The 20,443-nt window shown below is 69.3% G+C and carries 21 protein-coding genes; 14 read left to right on the forward strand and 7 right to left on the reverse strand.

The window, feature by feature from the left end:
* Positions 1–5: 5 nt before the first annotated feature.
* Both ACZK5D_RS10190 and sqr read right to left on the reverse strand, forming a co-directional pair.
* The gene (locus ACZK5D_RS10190) at positions 6–323 is read right to left on the reverse strand and encodes a TusE/DsrC/DsvC family sulfur relay protein (protein ID WP_463665212.1); all 318 of its coding nucleotides are present in this window, start codon (positions 321–323) and stop codon (positions 6–8) included.
* 11 nt (positions 324–334) lie between these two features.
* Positions 335–1,816 carry a type III sulfide quinone reductase, selenoprotein subtype gene (gene sqr, locus ACZK5D_RS10195; RefSeq protein ID WP_463665213.1) on the reverse strand — a complete coding sequence of 494 codons (1,482 nt, stop codon included), beginning with the start codon at positions 1,814–1,816 and terminating at the stop codon, positions 335–337.
* A 186-nt stretch (positions 1,817–2,002) separates the two neighbouring features.
* Between sqr and ACZK5D_RS10200 the strand changes: the two genes are divergently transcribed.
* From ACZK5D_RS10200 to ACZK5D_RS10210, 3 genes are all read left to right on the forward strand, one after another.
* On the forward strand, positions 2,003–3,334 hold the full coding sequence (locus tag ACZK5D_RS10200) for an L-serine ammonia-lyase (protein ID WP_463665214.1): 1,332 nt from the start codon (positions 2,003–2,005) through the stop codon (positions 3,332–3,334).
* Between the two features lie 68 nt (positions 3,335–3,402).
* Positions 3,403–4,098 (forward strand): alpha/beta hydrolase, encoded by a 696-nt coding sequence (locus ACZK5D_RS10205; protein WP_463665215.1) that lies wholly within the window; start codon positions 3,403–3,405, stop codon positions 4,096–4,098.
* A gap of 132 nt (positions 4,099–4,230) precedes the next feature.
* A complete protein-coding gene (locus ACZK5D_RS10210) occupies positions 4,231–5,511 on the forward strand; it encodes an O-acetylhomoserine aminocarboxypropyltransferase/cysteine synthase family protein (protein WP_458993995.1) in 1,281 nt (426 codons plus the stop codon).
* A 6-nt stretch (positions 5,512–5,517) separates the two neighbouring features.
* Here ACZK5D_RS10210 and ACZK5D_RS10215 read toward each other — a convergent pair whose 3' ends face one another.
* Entirely contained in the window at positions 5,518–5,697 is a 180-nt protein-coding gene (locus ACZK5D_RS10215; protein ID WP_458993996.1) for a hypothetical protein, read from the reverse strand.
* An 85-nt stretch (positions 5,698–5,782) separates the two neighbouring features.
* Between ACZK5D_RS10215 and ACZK5D_RS10220 the strand changes: the two genes are divergently transcribed.
* The 5 genes from ACZK5D_RS10220 to metW are packed head-to-tail and all read left to right on the forward strand — an operon-like array spanning position 5,783 to position 10,464.
* Positions 5,783–6,496 (forward strand): VIT1/CCC1 transporter family protein, encoded by a 714-nt coding sequence (locus ACZK5D_RS10220; protein ID WP_458993997.1) that lies wholly within the window; start codon positions 5,783–5,785, stop codon positions 6,494–6,496.
* Positions 6,497–6,541: 45 nt separating this feature from the next.
* Positions 6,542–6,940 carry a DUF6394 family protein gene (locus ACZK5D_RS10225; RefSeq protein WP_458993998.1) on the forward strand — a complete coding sequence of 133 codons (399 nt, stop codon included), beginning with the start codon at positions 6,542–6,544 and terminating at the stop codon, positions 6,938–6,940.
* A gap of 2 nt (positions 6,941–6,942) precedes the next feature.
* Positions 6,943–8,667, forward strand: a complete 1,725-nt coding sequence (locus ACZK5D_RS10230; RefSeq protein WP_463665216.1) for a potassium channel family protein — start codon at positions 6,943–6,945, stop codon at positions 8,665–8,667.
* Between the two features lie 55 nt (positions 8,668–8,722).
* The gene (gene metX, locus ACZK5D_RS10235; protein ID WP_463665217.1) at positions 8,723–9,865 is read left to right on the forward strand and encodes a homoserine O-acetyltransferase MetX; all 1,143 of its coding nucleotides are present in this window, start codon (positions 8,723–8,725) and stop codon (positions 9,863–9,865) included.
* Entirely contained in the window at positions 9,862–10,464 is a 603-nt protein-coding gene (gene metW / locus ACZK5D_RS10240) for a methionine biosynthesis protein MetW (protein ID WP_458994001.1), read from the forward strand. Before metX ends, metW begins: the two co-directional genes overlap by 4 nt.
* Here metW and ACZK5D_RS10245 read toward each other — a convergent pair.
* Positions 10,454–11,344, reverse strand: coding sequence for a 5'-3' exonuclease (locus tag ACZK5D_RS10245; RefSeq protein WP_463665218.1), 891 nt, complete (start codon positions 11,342–11,344; stop codon positions 10,454–10,456). The genes metW and ACZK5D_RS10245 overlap by 11 nt on opposite strands.
* A gap of 52 nt (positions 11,345–11,396) precedes the next feature.
* Here ACZK5D_RS10245 and lnt point away from each other — a divergent pair, with 52 nt between their 5' ends.
* From lnt to ACZK5D_RS10260, 3 genes are read left to right on the forward strand one after another with little or no spacing between them, the layout of a single operon-like run.
* Entirely contained in the window at positions 11,397–12,950 is a 1,554-nt protein-coding gene (gene lnt, locus ACZK5D_RS10250) for an apolipoprotein N-acyltransferase (RefSeq protein ID WP_463665219.1), read from the forward strand.
* Positions 12,947–13,726, forward strand: coding sequence for a polyprenol monophosphomannose synthase (locus tag ACZK5D_RS10255; protein WP_463665220.1), 780 nt, complete (start codon positions 12,947–12,949; stop codon positions 13,724–13,726). Before lnt ends, ACZK5D_RS10255 begins: the two co-directional genes overlap by 4 nt.
* An 8-nt stretch (positions 13,727–13,734) precedes the next feature.
* Positions 13,735–14,280 carry an FxsA family protein gene (locus ACZK5D_RS10260; RefSeq protein ID WP_463665221.1) on the forward strand — a complete coding sequence of 182 codons (546 nt, stop codon included), beginning with the start codon at positions 13,735–13,737 and terminating at the stop codon, positions 14,278–14,280.
* On the opposite strand, the gene ACZK5D_RS10265 is transcribed toward ACZK5D_RS10260, so the two are convergent.
* Together ACZK5D_RS10265 and ACZK5D_RS10270 are read right to left on the reverse strand one after the other, a co-directional pair.
* Positions 14,274–14,615: an RNA polymerase-binding protein RbpA gene (locus ACZK5D_RS10265; protein ID WP_458994006.1), complete on the reverse strand. Its 342-nt coding sequence runs from the start codon at positions 14,613–14,615 to the stop codon at positions 14,274–14,276. The genes ACZK5D_RS10260 and ACZK5D_RS10265 overlap by 7 nt on opposite strands.
* Before the next feature lie 57 nt (positions 14,616–14,672).
* Positions 14,673–15,443, reverse strand: a complete 771-nt coding sequence (locus ACZK5D_RS10270) for a glycerophosphodiester phosphodiesterase family protein (protein ID WP_458994007.1) — start codon at positions 15,441–15,443, stop codon at positions 14,673–14,675.
* A gap of 106 nt (positions 15,444–15,549) precedes the next feature.
* Between ACZK5D_RS10270 and pdxY the strand changes: the two genes are divergently transcribed.
* Positions 15,550–16,404 carry a pyridoxal kinase PdxY gene (gene pdxY / locus ACZK5D_RS10275; protein WP_458994008.1) on the forward strand — a complete coding sequence of 285 codons (855 nt, stop codon included), beginning with the start codon at positions 15,550–15,552 and terminating at the stop codon, positions 16,402–16,404.
* Positions 16,405–16,410: 6 nt separating this feature from the next.
* On the opposite strand, the gene relB is transcribed toward pdxY, so the two are convergent.
* Positions 16,411–17,949, reverse strand: a complete 1,539-nt coding sequence (relB, locus tag ACZK5D_RS10280; protein ID WP_463665222.1) for a type II toxin-antitoxin system RelB family anti-toxin — start codon at positions 17,947–17,949, stop codon at positions 16,411–16,413.
* Between the two features lie 90 nt (positions 17,950–18,039).
* On the opposite strand from relB, the gene lpdA reads away from it, so the two are divergent.
* Together lpdA and ACZK5D_RS10290 are read left to right on the forward strand one after the other, a co-directional pair.
* Positions 18,040–19,440: a dihydrolipoyl dehydrogenase gene (lpdA, locus tag ACZK5D_RS10285; protein WP_463665223.1), complete on the forward strand. Its 1,401-nt coding sequence runs from the start codon at positions 18,040–18,042 to the stop codon at positions 19,438–19,440.
* Positions 19,441–19,492: 52 nt separating this feature from the next.
* Entirely contained in the window at positions 19,493–20,443 is a 951-nt protein-coding gene (locus ACZK5D_RS10290) for an aldo/keto reductase (protein ID WP_463665224.1), read from the forward strand.

Here is a 20,443-nt window from a genome sequence, read left to right on the forward strand (position 1 = left end):
CCTTCCTAGACGCAGCCCTTGGGCTTGGGCAGCCCGGCGATGTAGGACATCTTCTTGGCCGGTTTCCCGGGGAACAGCCGGAACAGCTGCTTCATGTCGAAGCCGCCGACGCTCGACACGCGACGCAGCGTCGCGGTCTCCTTGCGCGCCGGGTAGTCGGCGCGGAGGAACTTCAGCACCTGCCAGTGCTCGTCGGTCAACTCCTCGATGCCGGCGTATCCGGCGAGGATCGGGGCGAGGTTCTCGTCCCATTGGTTGTACTCGGTGAGGAAGCCCTCGTCGTTGACGTCGATGGCGCGGTCCCCGATGCGGGTGGTGGGCACGTGGAGTCTCCTTAGAACTTGGGGATGATCGGATCTGGCAGGACGGAGGCGGCGTCGGCCGTGGAGTCCACGCCCGCCGCCGCGACGTACTCCGGCACGGGCGCGGCCTCGCGTTGCGCGGGTGCCGGCCTGGGCTTGGGCTTGGCCGCCCGTGGTGCGGAGGCCTGTGGGCGCGGGCGGTGCAGCGCGGGCGCCTTCGAGGCCGGCGCGGCATGACCACGCCTGCCGAGCGCCCTCAGGAACAGGTCCTTGTTCGACGTCCCCGACGCCTCGCCCTCGACGTTCTTCCCCAGCAGGTGCATGTCGGTGGTGAAGGGGAGGGGTCGTCCGCGCAGCAGGAACTCCCAGTACACGAACCGGAACGCGAGCTTGGCCAGGTGGTTGGACCGCGACTCGCCGAGCAGCGTCATGGGCCCCACCAGCGGGAGGGGGAACCCGCCGGTGTACGGCTGCGTGCCGTAGTTGAAGTCGAGGAGCATCCCCTTGCCGTGGCCGGTCTCGATGAAGCAGTTGGCGTGCCCGTCGAAGCTGTGCGGCAGCTCCTGACCGGCGAGATAGTAGGGCCAGTTCTCCATGAACACGTCCACCGAGAAGTGGGCCACCGATCCGGCCTTGGATGTCTGCAGGGTGCCGCCGTCGCCCAGGACGAAGATGTCCGGGTGCTCCAGCGACCGCATCGTGTGCTGGTCGCAGGGCACCAGGTTGGCCTCGTCCCCGAGCCCTGACCGGGCCACGTACTCCGGGCCGTAGTTCAGCGGGATGGAGACCAGGAGGTCGTAGGGCACGTGCCGGTCGTCGAAGGACACGAGCTCCTTGTTCTCCGTGTCGACCCGCTCGACGGCGAAGTCCGCCTCGAGGTGGATGTCGCGGTCGTGGAACATCGTGCCGAGCTCGCGCGAGGCGATCGGCTTGGTGAACGCGCCGTCGAGCGGCGTGACGTAGACGATCTCCACCTTCTTCCTCGTCTTGCGCTCCCGGAAGTGGGCGTCGGCGAGGAAGGTGAACTCCAGCGGCGCGACCGGGCACTTGATCGGCATGTCGGTGAGGTGCACGACCAGCCGGCCGCCGCGGAACTCCTTGAACGCCTCCGCCAGGGCGATCGAGGCGGGGAGATCGTAGAAGTGGTGCACGCCGTCGCCGTCCTGCCCGGGGGTCAGGTCGGGCCTGGGTTCGACGCCGGTGGCGATGACCAGCGTGTCGTACCCGAGCTCACGCCCGTCGGCGAGGTGGACGGCCTTGGTGGCCGCGTCGACCCGGTCGATCTCAGCGAGCACCAGTTGCACCCCGTCCGGGATGAAGTGGTGGCGCGACCGCACGATCTTGCCCTCGTCGTAGATCCCGAAGGGCAGGAACAGGTAGCCGGGTTGGTAGTGGTGCTCGTCGTCGCGGTCCACGACCGTGATCTCAAGTTCCGAGGCGGGGTAGGCGGATCGCAGCTTGTTGGCCACGATCGTGCCCGCGGTCCCACCGCCCAGGATGACAAGTCTCCTCATTGAGGCTCCTCCGAAGTGTTGGTGGAAATAGCCTATACCCGTCGGGGTATACGTGTGGACCGACCCCCCATTTAGTACGACCAAATGTAGGAGACCGGCGACGGCTAGGCTGGTTTCCGGGCGAAGCGGCCCTGGAAGGGAGGCCCACCTGTGGGAGGACAAGGCTGTTACGTCTCCGCGCTGAGCATGTTCTCGATCGGTGTCGGCCCGTCCTCGTCGCACACCGTCGGCCCGATGCGGGCGGCGGCGGACTTCGCGGACCGGCTGGCCGCCTCCCAGGCCGCGGTGGGGCGAATCAAGGTGGTGCTGTTCGGCTCGCTCGGCGCCACCGGGATCGGGCACGGCACCCCGGACGCCGTGGTGGCCGGGCTGCGCGGGATGCGGCCGGAGACGTGCGATCCGGCGCGGGTGCGGGGGGCGTGGTCCCACCTGCGCGACGCGGACACCCTCGACGTGCCCGGCGTCGGCACCGTGCCCTTCACCCGCGACGACGTGCGGCTCGCGCCGCTGACCCGCCGGCCGGGTCACCCCAACGCGTTGAGCCTCAGCGCCACGGGGCCCGACGGCGCACCGGTGGCCGAAGAGACCTACTACTCGATCGGTGGGGGGTTCATCAGCCGCGAGGGCGGGGCCACCCCCGCGGAGGGTCGCGGCCCCGGCGGGGGAGTGACGTTCGACACCGCCGCAGACCTGTTGCGGATCTGCAGCGAGTTCTCGCTGAGCGTGGCAGACGTCGCGCTCCGGTGCGAGCGCGCCCACCGCCCGGACAGGGAGACCCACGCCGGACTGGACGCCATCTGGGGCGCGATGTGCGCCTGCATCGCCGCCGGGCTCTCGGCCCGGGGGACATTGCCCGGCCCGCTCCACGTTCCCCGACGGGCGGCCGGTGTGATGAGGCAGCTGGAGGCGGAGGAGCAGGGGCGCCGGCGCGGGGCCGAGTGGCTGCAGGTCTACGCCTTGGCGGTCAACGAGGCCAACGCGTCGGGCGAGCGGGTGGTGACCGCACCCACCAACGGCGCCGCGGGGATCATCCCCGCCGTCGCGCAGTACTACCTGGACTCCCACCCGGACGCCGGCCTTCCGGAGGTGCGCGAGTTCCTTCTCACCGCGACGGCGATCGGCAGCCTGATCAAGGCCAACGCCTCCATCTCCGGGGCGGAGGGTGGGTGCCAGGCGGAGGTCGGTTCGGCGTGCGCCATGGCGGCCGCCGGGCTGTGCGCGGTGCTGGGCGGCACCCCGGCGCAGGTGGAGAACGCCGCCGAGATCGCCATGGAGCATCACCTGGGCCTCACCTGTGACCCCATCGGCGGCCTCGTCCAGGTGCCGTGCATCGAGCGCAACGCCATCGCGGCGAGCACGGCCGTGACGGCGGCGCGGCTCGCGTTGCACGGCGACGGCCGGCACATCGTCTCGCTCGACGCGGTCATCGCGACGATGCGCCAGACCGGGCTGGACATGCACAGCAAGTACAAGGAGACGAGCACCGGCGGCCTCGCGGTCAACGTGGTCGAGTGCTAGACCGCTTCGGGACATACCTGGCGCGTCATCGGCCACCGGGCTAGCGTGTCGGTCAGGAGGTGGCGGCGGTGGACATCATTCTGATCCCAGGGCTCTGGCTCGACGGGTCGTCGTGGCACAAGGTGGTCCCATTCCTGGAACGCGCAGGGCACCGCGTGGTGGCGCTCACGCCCCCGGGTCACGACGGCCAGGACCCCTCGACGGTCACCTACGGTGACCTGGTGGGCGCCGTCGTCACCGAGGTCGACCAGTCGGCGGGTCACGTCATGCTGGTCGGGCACTCGGCCGGCTGCGCGGCGGCCTGGGCCGCCGCCGATCGCCGCGCGGACAAGGTGGCGTGCGTCGTGCTCGTCGGTGGCTTCCCGATCCCCAGCGGCTCACCGATCCTCGACGGTTTCGAGCCGGTCGACGGCGTCATCGCATTCCCGGGCTGGGCCGCGTTCGAGGGCCCGGACTCGGCCGATCTCGACGACGCCGCGAGGGCGGAGCTGGAGAGCCACATGACCCCCGCCCCAGGGGAGTACGCCGTCGGGATCCAGGAACTCGGTGACGACCGCCGCTACGGGCTGCCCGTGGTCAACGTCTGCACCGAGTACAGCGCGGACGAACTCCGGGGCTGGGTGGAGAAGGGGTTCCCCCCGGTTAGCGAGCTGCGCAAGCTCCGGCACGCCGGTTACGCGGATCTCGAGTCGGGGCACTGGCCCCAGATCTCGAGGGCGGAGGACCTGGCCGAGGTCATCCTCCGCGCCGCGACGGTGGTGTAACAGCGCGCGGGCGGGGCCTGACCCGGCGCAAGGCAGCCTGGCGTCCGCCGACGGCGAAACCGGACGCCCTTCCCGGCACCCCCCGCGGCCGATACCTTGGGGCGAGAACCCCAGGCCCCAGAGGAGTCACCGATGACCTACCGCCCCGAAACGCTCGCCGTCCACGCCGGCCAGGAGGCCCCGGACTCCGCCACCAACTCGCGGGCCGTGCCCATCTACCAGACCACCAGCTACGTCTTCGACGACGCACAGCACGCCGCGGACCTCTTCGCGCTCGCGCGCCCGGGCAACATCTACACCCGCCTGATGAACCCGACCCAGTCGGTGTTCGAGGCGCGGGTCAACGCGCTGGAGGGCGGCATTGGAGCGCTGGCGACCGCCTCGGGCGCCTCGGCCATCACCTACGCGGTGCTCAACCTCACCTACACCGGCGACAACATCGTGGCCCTGTCCACCCTCTACGGCGGCACCTACGCGCTGTTCGCGCACACCCTCAAGCAGTTCGGCATCGAGGCCCGGTTCGTCGACCCGGCCAAGCCGGAGGAGCTGGCGCAGCACGTCGACGAGCGAACCAAGCTGGTGTTCGGTGAGACGGTGGGCAACCCGGCCCTGAACGTCGTGGACCTGGACGCCTGGTCGGCCGCCGCGCACGAGCTCGGCCTGCCGTTCATCGTCGACAACACCGTCCCCACGCCGCACCTCACCAAGGTGTTCGACCACGGCGTCGACATCGCGGTGCACTCGGCCACCAAGTACATGGGCGGGCACGGCACGTCGCTGGGTGGCGTGCTGGTGGACTCGGGTCGATTCGACTGGGCGGCGCACGCGGACAGGTTCCCCGGCCTCACACAGCCCGATGCCGCGTACCACGGGGTGGTGTGGACCGACGCCGCCGGCCCCGCGGCCTATGTGATCCGCGCGAGGACCGTGCTGCTGCGCAACACCGGCGCCGCGATCGCCCCCATGAACTCCTTCCTGCTGCTGCAGGGCCTCGAGACGCTCCACCTGCGGATGGAGCGCCACAGCGAGAACGCCATGAAGGTGGCCGAATACCTCACCGATCACCCGAAGGTGTCCTGGGTCAACTACCCCGGCCTGGAGTCGAGCCCCACCCACGAGATCGCCACGCGCATCCTCAAGGGCGGCTTCGGCGGCCTGGTCTCGTTCGGGGTGGAAGGGGGTCGCGAGGCGGGAACGCGCCTGGTCGAGGCGCTGGAGTTGTTCAGCCACCTGGCCAACATCGGTGACGCCAAGTCCTTGGCCATCCACAACGCGTCCACCACTCACTCCCAGCTGTCCGACGAGGAACTCCGGTCTGCCGGAGTCCCCGTCGAGATGGTGCGCCTCTCGGTGGGCATCGAGCACATCGACGACATCCTGGCCGATCTGGCCCAGGCGCTGGACCGGATCTAGCGAGGTCTACGGCTGGGTCGGCGTCGTCTCCTGATGGCGCCGGTCCGCCTCGATGTCCTCCTCGGGGACCGCGTGGTCCGACGAGTGCAGGTGCTCGCCCTCGTCGGGCCCCTCGGTACCGGTGGGCCGCAGCTCGGCGTCGTCGACGGCCGCCTCATCGGCGGGCCTGGGATTCTGATCGCTCATGGGTCCTCCTTGACGTACAGAACGTGCTTGTCAGGGTAGCCTTTCCTGCGTGGACTCGCCGCGGAAACGGGTGTCGAATGGTGCCATGAGCGCCGCTGTTGCCCAGAAGGCTGTCGAGTCGGCCGAGCTGTCCGGTCGGCTGAACTGGTTGCGCGCCGGCGTGCTCGGCGCCAACGACGGGATCGTGTCCATCTCGGCGACGGTGGTGGGTGTCGCGGCCGCTACCAACACGGTCACCCCGGTCCTCCTCGCCGGTGTCGCGGCCGTCGTGGCGGGCGCCATCTCGATGGCCCTGGGGGAGTACGTCTCGGTGTCCAGCGCGGCAGACTCGCAACGCTCCCTCATCACATCCCTCAGGGCACTGCTGACCACGGACCGGCGGGCCGCCGACGACGAACTCGTCGCCGCCTACCAGCGCCAGGGGCTGACCCGGGCCACGGCCGAGCAGGTCGTCGCGGAGATCGGGGAGGGGCACGCCGTCAAGGCGCACCTGTCCCAGCGCTTCCACCTGGCCGAGGACGAGATCGTCAACCCCTGGCACGCGGCGATCGCGTCGGCGGTGGCGTTCCTCGCCGGCGCCATCCTTCCGTTCCTCACCATCCTGCTCACCCCCATCCCGATGCGGATCCCGGTGACGGTGGTCGCCGTCCTGGTCGCGTTGGCGATCACAGGTGGCGTCGGGGCCCGGCTGGGAGGCGCCCCCGTCGGCCGCGCGGTGCTGCGGGTGGTCACGGGTGGGTTGCTCGCTCTCGGCACCACCTACGCCATCGGCCTCATGCTGGGCGTCTCCGGCATCTGACGCGCAGCCCGTCCGGGCGGCGCCGGAAGAGCCTAGGGTGGCGTCATGAACTCCGAGAAGGTGGTCTTCGGCTTCTTCGTCCTCCTCGCCGCCACCCTCAACTTCGGGTACGTCACCGGCGACATCGGCAACCCGCTGCACCACAACGCCATCGAGCTGTACGCCGCCGTCGTGGTGAACCTCATCGCCACCGTGCTCAAGCTGGGGGACCGCACCCAGATGGGCGCGGTTCACCTGGCGTCCAGTCTGGTGGCCTCCATCCAGCTGCTGCTCGCGGCCGGCACCTGGATCTGGCAGACCCAGGGCCTCGGCGTCGACCCGCACGAGCTGTCAGAACAGGCGATGAGCGTGGTGGTGTCGCTTGCCCTGGGCGCGCTGCTCGCCAACGTCGTCTCCGTGGTGCTCATGGTGATCGAGACCGCCAACTTCCGGCGACGGGCCTGACCGTGCCCGTCGGCGCGTCCCCCGGGTCGCGGCTGCCCGGCACCGAGGTGCGCCGCGTCGTCGTCGCCCCGCCGCCGGCGTCTGCGTCGACCGACGCCCTGTTCATCCTCATGCGGCGCATGCGCGGCCCGCTGGTGGTGCTCATCAGCATCTTCGCCGTCGACGTCTTCGGGCTCACCCTGATGCCGGGCACCGACGCGGCGGGCGAGCCTCATCGCCTGACCATCTTCGACGCCTTCTACGTCATGAGCTACACGGCCACCACCATCGGCTTCGGGGAGCTGCCCCTCCCGTTCTCCACCGCTCAGCGGATGTGGGTCACCTTCGCCATCTACAGCTCGGTGGTGGGCTGGGCCTACGCCCTCGGCTCCCTGTTCAGCCTGTTCCAGGACCGGGCCTTCACAGAAGCCGTACGCGCCCAGCGGATCGGCCGGCAGGTCCGCCGCCTCCGCGAGCCCTTCCTCATCATCGCCGGCTACGGGCAGATGGGCAGGCGGATCGCCGACGCCCTGGACGCCCAGGGCCGACGTCTGGTGGTGGTCGATTCCGACACCCACGCCCTCGACCAGCTGGAGGGCGGGAGGCTGTCGATCGACGTTCCCGGTATCGACGGCGACGCCAGGGATCCCGGCATCCTGGCCCTCGCCGGGCTCAACCACCCCCACTGCGAGGGTGTGGTGGCCACCACGCACGACGACTCGGTCAACCTCGCGGTGGCGATGGCGGTGCAGCTGCTCCACCCCCAGGTGCCGGTGTACGCGCGCGCCAACGACCGGACAGTGGTGGCCGCGATGCGCGACTTCCAGGTCGACGGCATCATCAACCCCTTCGACCGCTACGGCGAGTACCTCGCCCTCCGCCTGGAACGTCCCGCCACCTATCAGCTGGTCTCCTGGCTGCTCGCCCCCTACGACGCGCCCCTGGGTGAGCGCGAGGCCCCGCTGCCGCCTGGGCGGTGGCTCGTGGCGGCCGACGACCACTTCGGCCCCGAGATCGCCGAGGACCTGGCCAGGACCGGCGCAGAGGTCGAGACCGTCGACCCGACCCAGGAACTGCCCCCGCTGGCGGGCGTCGTCGGGCTCGTGGCCGGCTCGACCGACGAGAACCGCAACCTCGCCCTCGCCGCCCACGCCCGCCTCGCCGACCCCCGGATCTTCATCTCCGTGCGTGCCGGCTCCGAGGCGCTGACCCCGCTGCTGACGGCATTCGACCCGGACAGCGTGTTCATCCCCTCCCGCCTGACGGCGGAGGAGGCGATCGCGAGGGTGATCACTCCCGACTTCTGGACGTTCTTCCAGTTCGCCTTCAACCAGGACGAGGCATGGTCGGCGGCGCTCCTGGACCGCCTCGTCGGACGCCAGGGCACCGGCTCGCCGACCAGCCGTCGGGTCAGCATCGACCCGGCGACGGCACCGGGCGTCGCGACCTGGCTGATCCACCACCGGCTCACCCTGGGCGACCTGCTGCGCGATCCGCACGACCGCGACCACGACCTGGGTGTGGTGCCGCTGATCCTCACCCGAGGGGAGCGCGACGAGTTCGTGCCCGGCGATGACATCGAGGTGCTCCTGGGTGACGAGATCGTGGTGGCCGGACACGACGAGGCGATGGTGGCGCTGGAACATACGCTCTTCCACGCGGGAGCGGTGGAGTATCTCGCCACAGGCACCGTCGTCCCGGAGACCTGGATCTTCCGCAGGCTCAGCCCGCGGATCCAGGACGCGTGAGGGCCGCACCCGCCGCCGTCGACCAGCCCCCGCCTGCTCCTGCAACAATGGGGGCGTGAACGGCCCCCTCGAATCCAGCGTCGGCGTCGTGGAGACGCTGTCGGCTCGTGTCTTCGACGCCGAACACCCCCTCGTTCTGCGCAGCGGCGCCACCCTGCAGCGCGTCGACGTGGCCTACGAGACCTACGGCACCCTGAACGCGGAGCGCAGCAACGCAGTGTTCATCTGCCACGCCCTCACCGGGGACGCGCACGCTGCCGGCCTGCACGCCGGTGAGACCCGGCCCGGCTGGTGGGACACGATGATCGGCCCCGGCAAACCCATCGACACCACCGTCTGGTTCGTCGTGTGCGCCAACCTCCTCGGCGGGTGCCAGGGCACCACCGGGCCCTCGTCGATCAACCCGGCCACGGGGGAGCCGTACGGCCTGGACTTCCCCCTCCTGGACATGGCCGACTTCGTCGAGGTGCACCGCGGGCTCGCGCGGCACCTCGGGATCGACCGCTGGGCGGCCGTCGTCGGTGGGTCCTTGGGCGGGATGCAGGTGCTGCAGTGGGCGATCAGCCACCCCACCGAGGTGGGCCGGGCGCTGATCTTCGCGGCGTCGTCGCGGCTCACTGCCCAGAACATCGCCTTCTCGGCCGTCGGCCGCCAGGCGATCATGCGCGACTCCCACTTCATGGACGGCAGGTTCCTCACCGCCGGCACCTCACCGCGGCGCGGTCTGTCCGTGGCGCGCATGATGGCGCACATCACCTACCTGTCCGAGGCCGCGTTCGAGGAGAAGTTCGGCCGCACGGCCCAGCGGGGGGAACTGGCCAAGAACTTCGGGGTGGACTTCGCCGTCGAGAGCTACCTGGAGCACCAGGGCGAGCGGTTCCTGTCACGCTTCGACGCCCTCAGCTACCTGTACCTGACCCGGGTCATGGACTACTTCGACCCCTTCGCCGACGAGCACGCCCTGGCCGCGCTCATCGACGACCCCGTCCGGTTCCTCATCGTGAGCTTCGACACCGACTGGCGCTTCTCGACGGCGCACTCCCGGCGCATCGTCCGGCACCTCGAGGGGGCCCGGCTGCCCACCTCCTTCCGCGAGATCCGCTCCCCCTGGGGACACGACTCGTTCCTCCTCGACGTCGCGGACTACCACGCCAGCGTCCGCGCCTACCTGGAGCGCGCTGCGGAGGAGATGGCATGAGCGACACGCTGCGACGGGACCTGTGGCTGATCACCAAGCTCATCCCGGAGGGGTCCCGCGTCCTGGACCTCGGCTGCGGCGACGGGGAACTCCTGCGCCTGCTCATGCTCAAGGGCTGCTCCGGCACCGGGGTGGACATGGACCCTGGGAACCTGGTGGCGGCGATGCGCAGCGGAGTCGACGTCATCGAGCTGGACCTCGACACCCAGCTGGGGGAGTTCGCCGACGACAGCTACGACTTCGTGGTCCTCTCCCGCACGCTGCAGACGGTGCGCCGCCCCCGCCAGGTGCTGGCGGAGATCGGCCGGATCGCCGTGCACTCGGTGGTGTCCATGCCGAACTTCGCCCACTGGCGCAACCGGGTAAGGCTGCTGTCGGGCAGGATGCCGATGTCGAAGGACCTGCCGTTCAAGTGGTACGACACCCCGAACCTTCACCACTCGTCCATCCCGGACCTCGAGCCGCTGTTCGGCGGGTTGGGCATGGAGATCGACTCACGCGTCGCTCTGGACGCAACGGGGCGGGCCCACCCGCTGGGCAACGTGGCGGCCAATCTTCTGGCCAGTTCCTCCCTGTACGTGCTGCACGCTAGGAGATGAGGGCGCGCAGCCTGGTGGCCGCCCCGCCGAGGGCCAGCGTCTCCGTCAGCTCGTCCAGCCGGGCGGAGTCGAGCGGGGCGCGCTGCAGGCCGGGCAGCGGAAGCGTGTCCACGCACGTCACCACCTCGCGGGCGCGCCCCAGGTAGTCGACGTCGGCCAGCAGCTTCCCCCGCACCGACGGTGACATCCCCGACGACGGGTCCACGGCGGCCTCGATCATCGCCTCGAGCGTGGGGTAGGCCATCACCAGGGTCGCGGCGCTCTTCTCGCCGATGCCCTTGACCCCCGGCAGGCCGTCCGACGGGTCGCCGCGGAGCACCGCGAAGTCGACATAGCGCTCCGGGCTGAGCCCGTACCTGGCCGCGAGCCACTCGCGGGTGACCAGCTCATGCTTGGCCACGCCACGGGCCACGTAGACGATGCTGGTGTCGTCGTCGACGAGCTGGAACAGGTCGCGGTCACCGGTGACGACCAGCGACGTGCCGTCGTGCTGCCGCGCGAGGGAGGCCAGCACGTCGTCGGCCTCGTGTTGGGCAACCCCGACGACGGGAATGCCAAGCGCGTCCAGGCACTCCCGGATGAGGGGCACCTGCACCGTGAGGTCGTCGTCGACGAGTTCGGCCTCGGCCCCGGGCACCTCGACGACCCGGTGGGCCTTGTAGCTGGGGAGGAGATCCACGCGCCAGTCCGGCCTCCAGTCGTCGTCCCATGCGCACACGAGCGCGTCCGGGGTGTACTGGGCGGTGAGCCGGGAGATGAAGTCCAGAGTGCCGCGCACCGCGTTGACCGGCCGGCCGTCGAGGGCCCTGAACGTGGCGGGCACGCCGAAGAACGCGCGGAAGTACAGGTATGAGGTGTCGAAGGCCATCAGCGTGCTCATCGGCTCATCCTCGCACAGCCCCGCAGCCGGGCGGCGGGTACTCTTGGGCCTCGTGATCTCCCGCCCCCCGCTGCCGGTGCCGGCCTCGCTGGCCCTGGCTGTCGCGGCCGGTCTGCTCATCGGCGCAGGGCAGGCCCCGATGGGCCTCTGGCCCGCGACGCTGGTGGGGGTGGCGCTCTTCAGCTGGCTGATGGCGGGGCAGCGGCCCAGGGCGGTGTTCGGCCTGGGCTACGTGGCCGGTCTGGCCATGAACACGCTCACGGTGTCCTGGATCTCCGTCCTCGGCGTCGGTGTGGGGGTCGCGCTGGTGGCCTTCCTGTCGCTGTGGTGGGGTGTGCTGGGAGTGGTGGTGTCGAGGCTGATGCGGCTCCGGGCCTGGCCGCTCCTGGTCCCCGCCGCCTGGGTGGCCATGGAGTACCTCTCCGGCAGGATCCCCTTCGGCGGGTTCTCCTGGGCCCGGCTCGGCTACACCACGGTCGATCAACCGATGTCCGGTCTGTTCGCGTGGGTGGGCGTGGCCGGGGTGAGCTACCTCGTGGCCGCGGTGGGCCAGCTGCTCCTGCTCGCAGCCGTGTCGAGGTCCCACAGGATCGCCGCGGCAGCGGGGGCGATCGCCGTCTTCGCCATCGGCGCGCTCGCGCACCTCAGCCCGCACGAGCAGCCCACGGACAGCGTCACGATCGCGATGGTGCAACCGGGCGTCAACCGGGCCGAGAAGGGCACCGGAACCTATGCCAGGTCCGTCACCAACAACGCGCTGAGCGAGACCGTCTTCGCTCTGGCCTCGGCACGCAGCGACGGAGAGCAGCTCGATTTCGTGCTGTGGCCCGAGAACGCCACCGACGTGGACCCGATGGCCGACGCCACCACCCGCGGCCTCGTCGAACTCTCCGCCCGACTGGCCGGCGTTCCGGTGTTCGTGGGCGCGGTCACCGACGGGCCGGTGCCCGACTCCCGCCAGACGTCGAGCATCTGGTGGGACCCGGAGGACGGGCCTGGGGACATCTACCACAAGCGGGACTTGGTCCCGTTCGGAGAGTGGATCCCGTTCCGGGACGTGCTCCTGCCCCGGCTCCCGATCCTCGAGCAGATCGGCCGGCAGTCCATCCCCGGTGAAGGGCCCGGCGTGGTCGACGCCCCCACGCAGACGTTCCAGGACCTCGCGGTGGGCACCATCATCTGCTTCGAACTGGCCTACGACGACACGAGCTACGACGTGGTCCGCGGGGGCGCCCAGGTGGTGGTGTCGCAGTCCAACACCAACACCTACGCCGGCACGTTCGAGCCCCACCAGCAGCTGGTCATCAACCGGGTCCGCGCCATGGAGCTGGGCCGCGAGGTGGCCGCCTCCACCCTCAACTCGTTGTCCGCGGTGATCGACACCCGCGGCCGCGTCGAGGCCGTCACGACGGAGTACGACGCTGGGAGCCTGATCACCACCCTCCCGCTCAGGTCCAACGTCAACCTGTCCGTGATCCTCAACCCCTGGCTCGCCTGGGCGGCGTGTGCCGCCACCCTCGTGGGCCTGGCCGCCGCTTCCGGCCGTCGCAGCGCGGCGCCCGGTAGCATGGCGACGACAGAGACCCACCAGAGAGAAGTGCCATGACCAGCCAGGACGCGCCCCGCCGGGTGCTCGTGATCATCCCGACGTACAACGAGTCCCAGAACGTCGAGAGCATCGTCACCAGGCTGCGCCGGGCGGTCCCGGAGGCGCACATTCTCATCGCCGACGACAACTCACCCGACGGCACCGGGGCCATCGCCGACAGGCTCGCCTCGACAGATGATCACATCCACGTCATGCACCGGAAGGGCAAGGAGGGGCTGGGGGCCGCCTACCTGGCCGGCTTCCACTGGGGTCTGGACCAGGGCTACGACGTGCTGGTCTCCCACGACGCGGACGGCTCGCACCAGCCCGAGGAACTGCCCAAGCTCCTGCGGGCCATCGATGACGGCGCGGACATGGTGAAGGGCTCACGCTGGGTGAAGGGCGGCTCCGTGGTCAACTGGCCCAAGTCGCGGGAGTTCATCTCGAAGGGTGGGTCGCTGTGGACGCGGCTGTGGCTCGGGATCCCGGTCAAGGACGCCACTGGAGGATTCAACGCCTACCGGGCCTCCACCCTGCGGGGCATCAGCCTCGACGAGGTGGCCTCGGCCGGCTACTGCTTCCAGATCGACCTGGTCTGGCGCGCGCTGAAGAACGGCTTCACCGTCGTCGAGGTGCCGATCGAGTTCGTCGAACGGGAGTTCGGTGACTCCAAGATGAGCCGCAACATCGTCGTCGAGGCGCTGATCCGCACCACCCTGTGGGGTGTCGACCACCGGCTCCACCAGCTCGCCGGCCTCGCCAAGTCCGCCCTCGGCGGACGCAAGGCCGGGTGACGCGCCCGATGGCCGCTCGTGCGGGGGCCGTTCAACTGGGCCTGGTCATCCTCACCGTCTTCGTCCTCGTCTTCGCCGAGATCGCCGCCATCCTCTGGGTGGCGGGGGAGATCGGCTGGTGGACCCTCGCCATCCTCCTGGCCACCACCCTGCTCGGCCTCTTCCTGCTCCAGCGCGAATGGCGCAAGGCGTGGGGGGCGCTGGCCGAGGCCCTCAGCTCCGGTCAGCTGCCGTCGGGGCGCCTTGCCGATGCCTCGCTCGTGCTGGTGGGTGGAGTGTTGCTCGTCATGCCCGGCCTCCTCACCGACGTGCTGGGCCTGCTGCTGCTCCTGCCGTTCACCAGGCCGTTCATCCGGTCCGGCATCGCGTGGTGGGCGTCCAAGGCGCTGCAGCGCTCAGGCGTGACCCCCACCGTCGTCAAGGGTGACGTGGTGCCAGACACCGAGACGCTGATCCCTCGGATCGACCCTGCAGGGTCCGGACATGCCACGATCCGCGGAGAGGTCGTCGAGGACGACCGGTCCGCGGACCGTGAGGGTGGTACGGGTCAGTAGATCCTGTCAGACTCGCGCAGCTTGGTCAGCTGCTCGTTCAGGATGTCCTCGAGCTCGGGGATGGAGCGTCGTTCACGCAGCATGTCCCAGTGGGTACGTGCCGGCTTGGATTCCTTCTCCTCGCCCACGACACCGTCGGAACGAACCGCCGTGGATCCACACTTCTTGCACTCCCACTCCGTGGGGAGATCCGCCTCGAGGGCGAACGTCACCGAGAAGTGGTGGCCCTTCGGGCAGTCGAACCCGAGCTGCCGTCGTTCGGCGAACTCGATTCCCTGCTCGTCCTCAAACGTCTTGGAGCCCAGCCCCATACCGCGCAGTGCACGATCAGCCATGTTGCCTCCTTCGTCTGCCAGCCCAACGAATCGGGGCGCCGATTCGTTCCCCAGCCGCTATCGAGTAGACCACATACCCCGGGCGCGGAGAACCTCTTTGAGCAAATCGGGCCGATCCGTGACGATCCCGTCCACGCCCCAGTCGATGAGCCGATGCATGGTGGTGGGCTCGTCGATGGTCCACACGTGGATCTTCCTGCCGGCACGATGAATGCGGGCAATGTTCTTCGGCGTGACGATGTCCATCATCACCGGACCGACGGGGTGGCTGAGCGGCACCTGGAAAACTTGCCCGCCCGCCACCACCGCGCCAGCCGACATCGCGGCCACCCCGGCCGTCGAGACCGCGGTGGGAACCTCGGGGACAAGTGCCCGGAACCGCCTGATGCTCGCGCGGGAGAAGGAGCCGACGCACACCCGCCGTTGGGCGCGATGCTTGCGGATGCTCAGCGCCAGGGGCTCCACCGCCGAGAAGTGCTTGATGTCGATGTTGAAGCTGCACGTGGGGAACGTCTCCAACAGTTCGTCGAGCGTCGGGATGGGCTCGCGCCCGCCCACCCGCAGCTTCTGCACCTCGCGCAGGGGCACCTCTCGCAGCGAGGCGGTCACGTCGGTCACCCGGGAGACGTCGTCGTCGTGGAAGGCCACGAGCCGTCCGTCGCTGGTGGCGTGCACATCGGTCTCCAGGTACCGGAACCCCAGGGCCACGGCGTTGGAGAAGGCGCGCACAGTGTTCTCGATGCCCAGGTTGGCGGTCATGAGCGCGCCTCCGCGGTGGGCCATCGGGATGAACTCAGGGGACAGGTAGTCCTCGTGCGCTCCGGCCATAGGTCCGCAGCATAACGGTCTGACTGCCTGTTTCGCCAATAGTTACTACTCTCCACCGGCGACCGTCGAGATCGGCGAACCGGCTCCCGGATGCAAGGATGTCCCCATGACCACGGTCGTCTCCATCCAGTCCGCCGTCGCGTACGGCCATGCGGGCAACTCGTCCGCCGTCTTCCCGCTCCAGCGTTCCGGCATCGACGTGTGGCCGGTCTACACCGTCAACTTCTCCAACCACACCGGATACGGCGCCTGGCGCGGCCCGCTCATCCCCTCGGCGGACGTCTGGGAGGTTGTCCAGGGCATCGACGACCGCGGCGTGCTCGGCGCCGTCGACGCGCTGCTGTGCGGGTATCAGGGCACGCCGGAGGTGGGGCGGGTGATCCTCGACACCGCGCGGCTCATCAAGGAGCGCAACCCCGGCGCGGTGTTCTGCGCCGATCCGGTGATGGGCGACGTCGACCGCGGCTTCTACGCCCGCCCCGGCATCCCCGAGTTCTGGCGCGACCATGTCGTCGAGCACGCCGACATCATGACCCCCAACCTGTTCGAGCTCGAGTTCCTCACCGGGCACCCCACCCGGACCACCGGCGACGTGCTCGCGGCGGTCGAGGAGCTCCGCGGCCGCGGTCCGGAGGTGGTGGTGGTCACATCGGTGGTGGGATCGGACGCCGCCGATGACGTGATGCGGATGATCGGCGTCGGCCCCGAGGGTGCGTGGCAGGTGGAGACGCCCGTCCTCGATCGGAAGTTCACCGGATCCGGGGACCTGACCACCGCCATGTTCCTGGCCAACTGGCTGCGCGGCCGCGACGTCGGCGCGGCGTTGGGCGTGACGGCATCCGTGGTCTATTCGGTGCTGGAGGCCACCACACGCTCCGGTCATCCCGAGCTGCGCCTGGTGGATGCGCAGTCCGACATCGTCGACCCGCGCTTCGTGTTCCAGGCCGAACCGCTGCGCTGAGCCGCCTCAGGCGTCCGTGTCGGGCGTGCCCCAGAACACGTTGATGCTGGCGCCGAGCTTGTTCAACCGCTGGGGCAGGTCCTCGTACCCGCGGTTGATCACGTAGACGTCCATCAGATTGGTGGTGCCACGGGCCGCGAGCGCGGCCAGCAGCAGGCACACGGCCGGCCTGAGCGCCGGCGGCGACTCGATCTCGCGGGCCCGCCACCTGGTGGGCCCCAGGATGAGCAGGCGGTGAGCGTCCATCAACTGGATGTTGGCGCCGAGATCCGAGAGCTTCTTCAGGTGGATCGCCCGGTTGTCGTAGACCCAGTCGTAGATCACGCTCTGGCCCGTGGCGGTGGCGCAGATGACTGCGAAGAACGGCAGGTTGTCGATGTTGAGGCCGGGGAACGGCATGGGATGGATCTTGTCCAGCGGCGCCACCAGCTCCGACGGCTTGACGGTGACGTCCACGAGGCGGGTCTTGCCGTTGCGGCTGTGGTACTCCTCGGACATCTCAAGCACCTGGCCCATCTCGTCGAGGATGGCGAACTCCACCTCGAGGAACTCGATCGGACAGCGCCGCACGGTGATCTCGGACCTGGTGACGATCCCCGCTGTGAGGAGGCTCATCGCCTCGATGGGGTCCTCGGAGATGCAGTACTCCACGTCTGCCTCGATGTGCTCCTGGCCGGTGACCGTCAGCGTGGTGGTGCCCACCCCGTCGATCTTCACCCCCAGTTGCTGCAGGTAGAAGCACAGGTCCTGCACCATGTAGTTGCCTGAGGCGTTGCGCAGCGTCGTGACCCCGGGGGTGCGGGCCGCGGCCATGATCGCGTTCTCCGTGACGGTGTCGCCGCGTTCGATCAGGGTGATGGAGCGGTGCCCCGCGGGGATCTTCTCCACGACCGCGTGGTAGTTGCCCTCGGTGGCCTCCACCGTGAGGCCCATCTTGTGCAGGGCCGACATGTGCGGGTGGACGGTGCGCGCGCCCAGGTCGCAGCCGCCGGCGTAGGGGAGGAGGAACTGGTCGAAATCGTGCATCAGCGGGCCGAGCAGCATGAGGATGCTGCGGGTCCGCTTGGCGGCGCGGGCGTCGATGGTGTGGGGAGTCAGCTCCGCGGGGCGGACGATCTCGAGGTCGTTGTCCCCGATCCAGGTCAGGTTCACCCCGATGGAGGTCAGCACCTCGCTGATGCGGTCCACCTCCTCGATCCGGGCGATCCCGCGGAGGACCGTGCGTCCCTGGTTGAGCAGGCTCGCACACAGGATGGCCATGGCGGCGTTCTTGCTGGTGCGCACGTCGATGTCCCCGGAGAGCCGGGTGGGCCCCTGGATCTCGAAGTTCACGCTGCCCTGCGTGGCGGTCTGGATCAGCGGCATCTCCAGCGCCTCGGCCAGCCGGTTGATCATACTGAGCGACAGGTTCTGCTGCCCGTTCTCGATGCGGTGGACGGCACTCTGGACCGTGCCCAGCTCGTCTGCCAGCCGCTGCTGCGACCAGCCGCGGGCCAGCCTGGCCTCGCGGATCATCCGTCCGATTGACTCGCTCGTTGCGCTCATCCGGCCAGGGTATCTCATGTGTGAGATAACGTCCCTGGATTCGTAGGCAGGGCATCGGCGCCCCGTCGACCGGGCACTAGAGTGGCTCACATGAGCTCTGAATATGACGTCGTCGTCCTCGGTGCCGGCCCCGGCGGCTACGTGTCCGCCATCCGTGCCGCCCAGCTGGGACTCAAGGTGGCCGTGATCGAGAAGCAGTACTGGGGCGGGGTGTGCCTGAACATCGGCTGCATCCCCACCAAGTCCCTCCTGCGCAACGCCGAGCTGGCCCACATCTTCACCCACGAGGCCGACACGTTCGGCATCGAGGGCGAGGTGAGTTTCAACTACGGCAAGGCGTTCAAGCGCAGCCGTCAGGTGTCCGAGCGGATGACCAAGGGCATCCACTACCTGATGAAGAAGAACAAGATCACCGAGATCGACGGCTGGGGCACGTTCATCGACGCCCACACGATCGAGGTGGCGGGCAACGACGGCCAGAAGTCGACGGTCACGTTCACCAACGCGATCATCGCGGCGGGCGCCACCACCCGCCTGCTGCCCGGAACGCAGCTCTCCGAGAACGTGGTCACCTACGAGGAGCAGATCCTCGCCGACAACGTCCCCGATTCGATCATCATCGGCGGCTCCGGCGCCATCGGCACCGAGTTCGCGTTCGTGCTCAGCCAGTTCGGGACCAAGGTCACCATCGTGGAGTACCTGGACCGCATGGTGCCCACCGAGGACGCAGAGATCTCCGCCGAACTCGCCAAGGCCTACAAGAAGCTCGGCGTCACGGTCCTGACCTCCACGAAGGTCGAGGGCATCGAGGACACCGGCTCGGGGGTCAAGGTCACCGTCAGCCCCGCCGCCGGCGGTGAGCAGCGGGTCCTCGAGGCGGACCGGTTCCTGTCCGCCATCGGCTTCGCGCCCCGCGTCGACGGCTTCGGACTCGAGAACACCGGCGTGGCGCTGACCGACCGCAAGGCCATCGGCATCGACGAGTACATGCGCACGTCGGTGCCGCACATCTACGCCATCGGGGACTGCACCGGCAAGATGATGCTCGCCCACACCGCCGAGGCCCAGGGGGTCGTGGCGGCCGAGACGATCGCCGGCGTGGAGACCCACCCGATCAACTACGACATGATCCCGCGCGCCACCTACTGCCAGCCGCAGATCGCGTCGTTCGGCTACACGGAGCAGCAGGCCCGCGACAAGGGTTACGACGTGAAGGTGGCGAAGTTCCCGTTTGCCGCGAACGGCAAGGCCTGGGGCCTCGGCGAGGGGACCGGGTTCGTGAAGGTCGTGGCGGACGCGCGCTACAACGAGCTGCTGGGCGCCCACATGATCGGCCCCGACGTCACCGAGTTGCTGCCCGAACTGACGCTGGCGCAGGCCTACGACCTCACGGCCGACGACGTCGCCCGCAACATCCACGCACATCCCACGTTGTCGGAGGCGCTCAAGGAGGCCGTCGAGGGGATCGCCGGCCACATGATCAACTACTGACCGGTCGGCGACGCGGTGCCCATCCGGGCACCGCGTTGCCTAAGGTGGTGGCATGGAGCAGCGCAACATCGGAACGTCGGACCTCCGGGTGAGCGTCGTGGGGATGGGGTGCAACAACTTCTCCCGCCCGCGGACGGCGACGCAGTCCCTGGAACAGAGCATCCAGGTGATCCACGCGGCCATCGACCAGGGGATCACGTTCTTCGACGGCGCCGACATCTACGGCGGCGTCCCCGGCCGGAGCGAGGAGTTCCTGGGCGAGGCGCTGAAGGGGCGGCGAGACGACGTGGTGCTCGCCACGAAGTTCGGTCATCAGGACTTCGAGATGCCCGGTTCCGAGGCATGGGGCCCGAAGGGGGCCAGGCGGTACGTCCGGTCCGCCGTCGAGGCGTCGCTGGTGCGGCTCAAGACCGATCGGATCGATCTGCTCCAGATGCACACCCCCGATCCCGAGACCCCGATCGAGGAGACGCTGGGCATCCTCACCGAACTGGTCGGGGAGGGGAAGGTGCGCTACATCGGGCACTCGAACTTCACCGGGGACCTTGCGCGGGAGGCGGCCGACGTCGCCCTCGCCGAGGAGTACGAGTCGTTCATCTCGGCCCAGAACGAGTACTCGCTGCTTGCCCGGGACATCGAGTACGACCTTCTCCCCGTCGCCGTCGAGCTCGGGCTCGGCGTCCTCCCGTACTTCCCCCTGGCCAACGGGCTGCTGACCGGCAAGTACACCGCCGACGGTGGTGGCGAGGGCCGGATGCGCTCCATCAAGGCCGCGCAACTGGCAGGCGTGGACTGGGATCTGCTCGAGCGCTACCGGCTGATCTGCGAGCATGCCGGTCACACGATGCTCGAGGTGACCTTCCAGTGGCTGCTCGGCCAGCCCAACATCTCCTCGGTGATCGCGGGCGCGACGCAGGTGACCCAGGTCACCCAGAACGCCGCCGCCGGGTCCACGACGGTGCCCGACGACGTGCTCGACGCCGTCGACGAGCTGTTCGCCTGA

This window comes from Tessaracoccus yangjingae (genome assembly GCF_055326235.1).

Bases quoted from the DNA above. Each gene is read 5' to 3' on its own strand.
- ACZK5D_RS10215 (WP_458993996.1), bottom strand. From the start codon at position 5,697: ATGAGCGATCAGAATCCCAGGCCCGCCGATGAGGCGGCCGTCGACGAC.
- ACZK5D_RS10220 (WP_458993997.1), top strand. From the start codon at position 5,783: ATGAGCGCCGCTGTTGCCCAGAAGGCTGTCGAGTCGGCCGAGCTGTCC.
- ACZK5D_RS10260 (WP_463665221.1), top strand. From the start codon at position 13,735: ATGGCCGCTCGTGCGGGGGCCGTTCAACTGGGCCTGGTCATCCTCACC.
- metW (WP_458994001.1), top strand. From the start codon at position 9,862: ATGAGCGACACGCTGCGACGGGACCTGTGGCTGATCACCAAGCTCATC.
- sqr (WP_463665213.1), bottom strand. From the start codon at position 1,816: ATGAGGAGACTTGTCATCCTGGGCGGTGGGACCGCGGGCACGATCGTG.
- lpdA (WP_463665223.1), top strand. From the start codon at position 18,040: ATGAGCTCTGAATATGACGTCGTCGTCCTCGGTGCCGGCCCCGGCGGC.
- ACZK5D_RS10200 (WP_463665214.1), top strand. From the start codon at position 2,003: ATGTTCTCGATCGGTGTCGGCCCGTCCTCGTCGCACACCGTCGGCCCG.
- pdxY (WP_458994008.1), top strand. From the start codon at position 15,550: ATGACCACGGTCGTCTCCATCCAGTCCGCCGTCGCGTACGGCCATGCG.
- ACZK5D_RS10290 (WP_463665224.1), top strand. From the start codon at position 19,493: ATGGAGCAGCGCAACATCGGAACGTCGGACCTCCGGGTGAGCGTCGTG.
- ACZK5D_RS10245 (WP_463665218.1), bottom strand. From the start codon at position 11,344: ATGAGCACGCTGATGGCCTTCGACACCTCATACCTGTACTTCCGCGCG.
- ACZK5D_RS10265 (WP_458994006.1), bottom strand. From the start codon at position 14,615: ATGGCTGATCGTGCACTGCGCGGTATGGGGCTGGGCTCCAAGACGTTT.
- ACZK5D_RS10255 (WP_463665220.1), top strand. From the start codon at position 12,947: ATGACCAGCCAGGACGCGCCCCGCCGGGTGCTCGTGATCATCCCGACG.
- ACZK5D_RS10210 (WP_458993995.1), top strand. From the start codon at position 4,231: ATGACCTACCGCCCCGAAACGCTCGCCGTCCACGCCGGCCAGGAGGCC.
- ACZK5D_RS10270 (WP_458994007.1), bottom strand. From the start codon at position 15,443: ATGGCCGGAGCGCACGAGGACTACCTGTCCCCTGAGTTCATCCCGATG.
- relB (WP_463665222.1), bottom strand. From the start codon at position 17,949: ATGAGCGCAACGAGCGAGTCAATCGGACGGATGATCCGCGAGGCCAGG.
- ACZK5D_RS10225 (WP_458993998.1), top strand. From the start codon at position 6,542: ATGAACTCCGAGAAGGTGGTCTTCGGCTTCTTCGTCCTCCTCGCCGCC.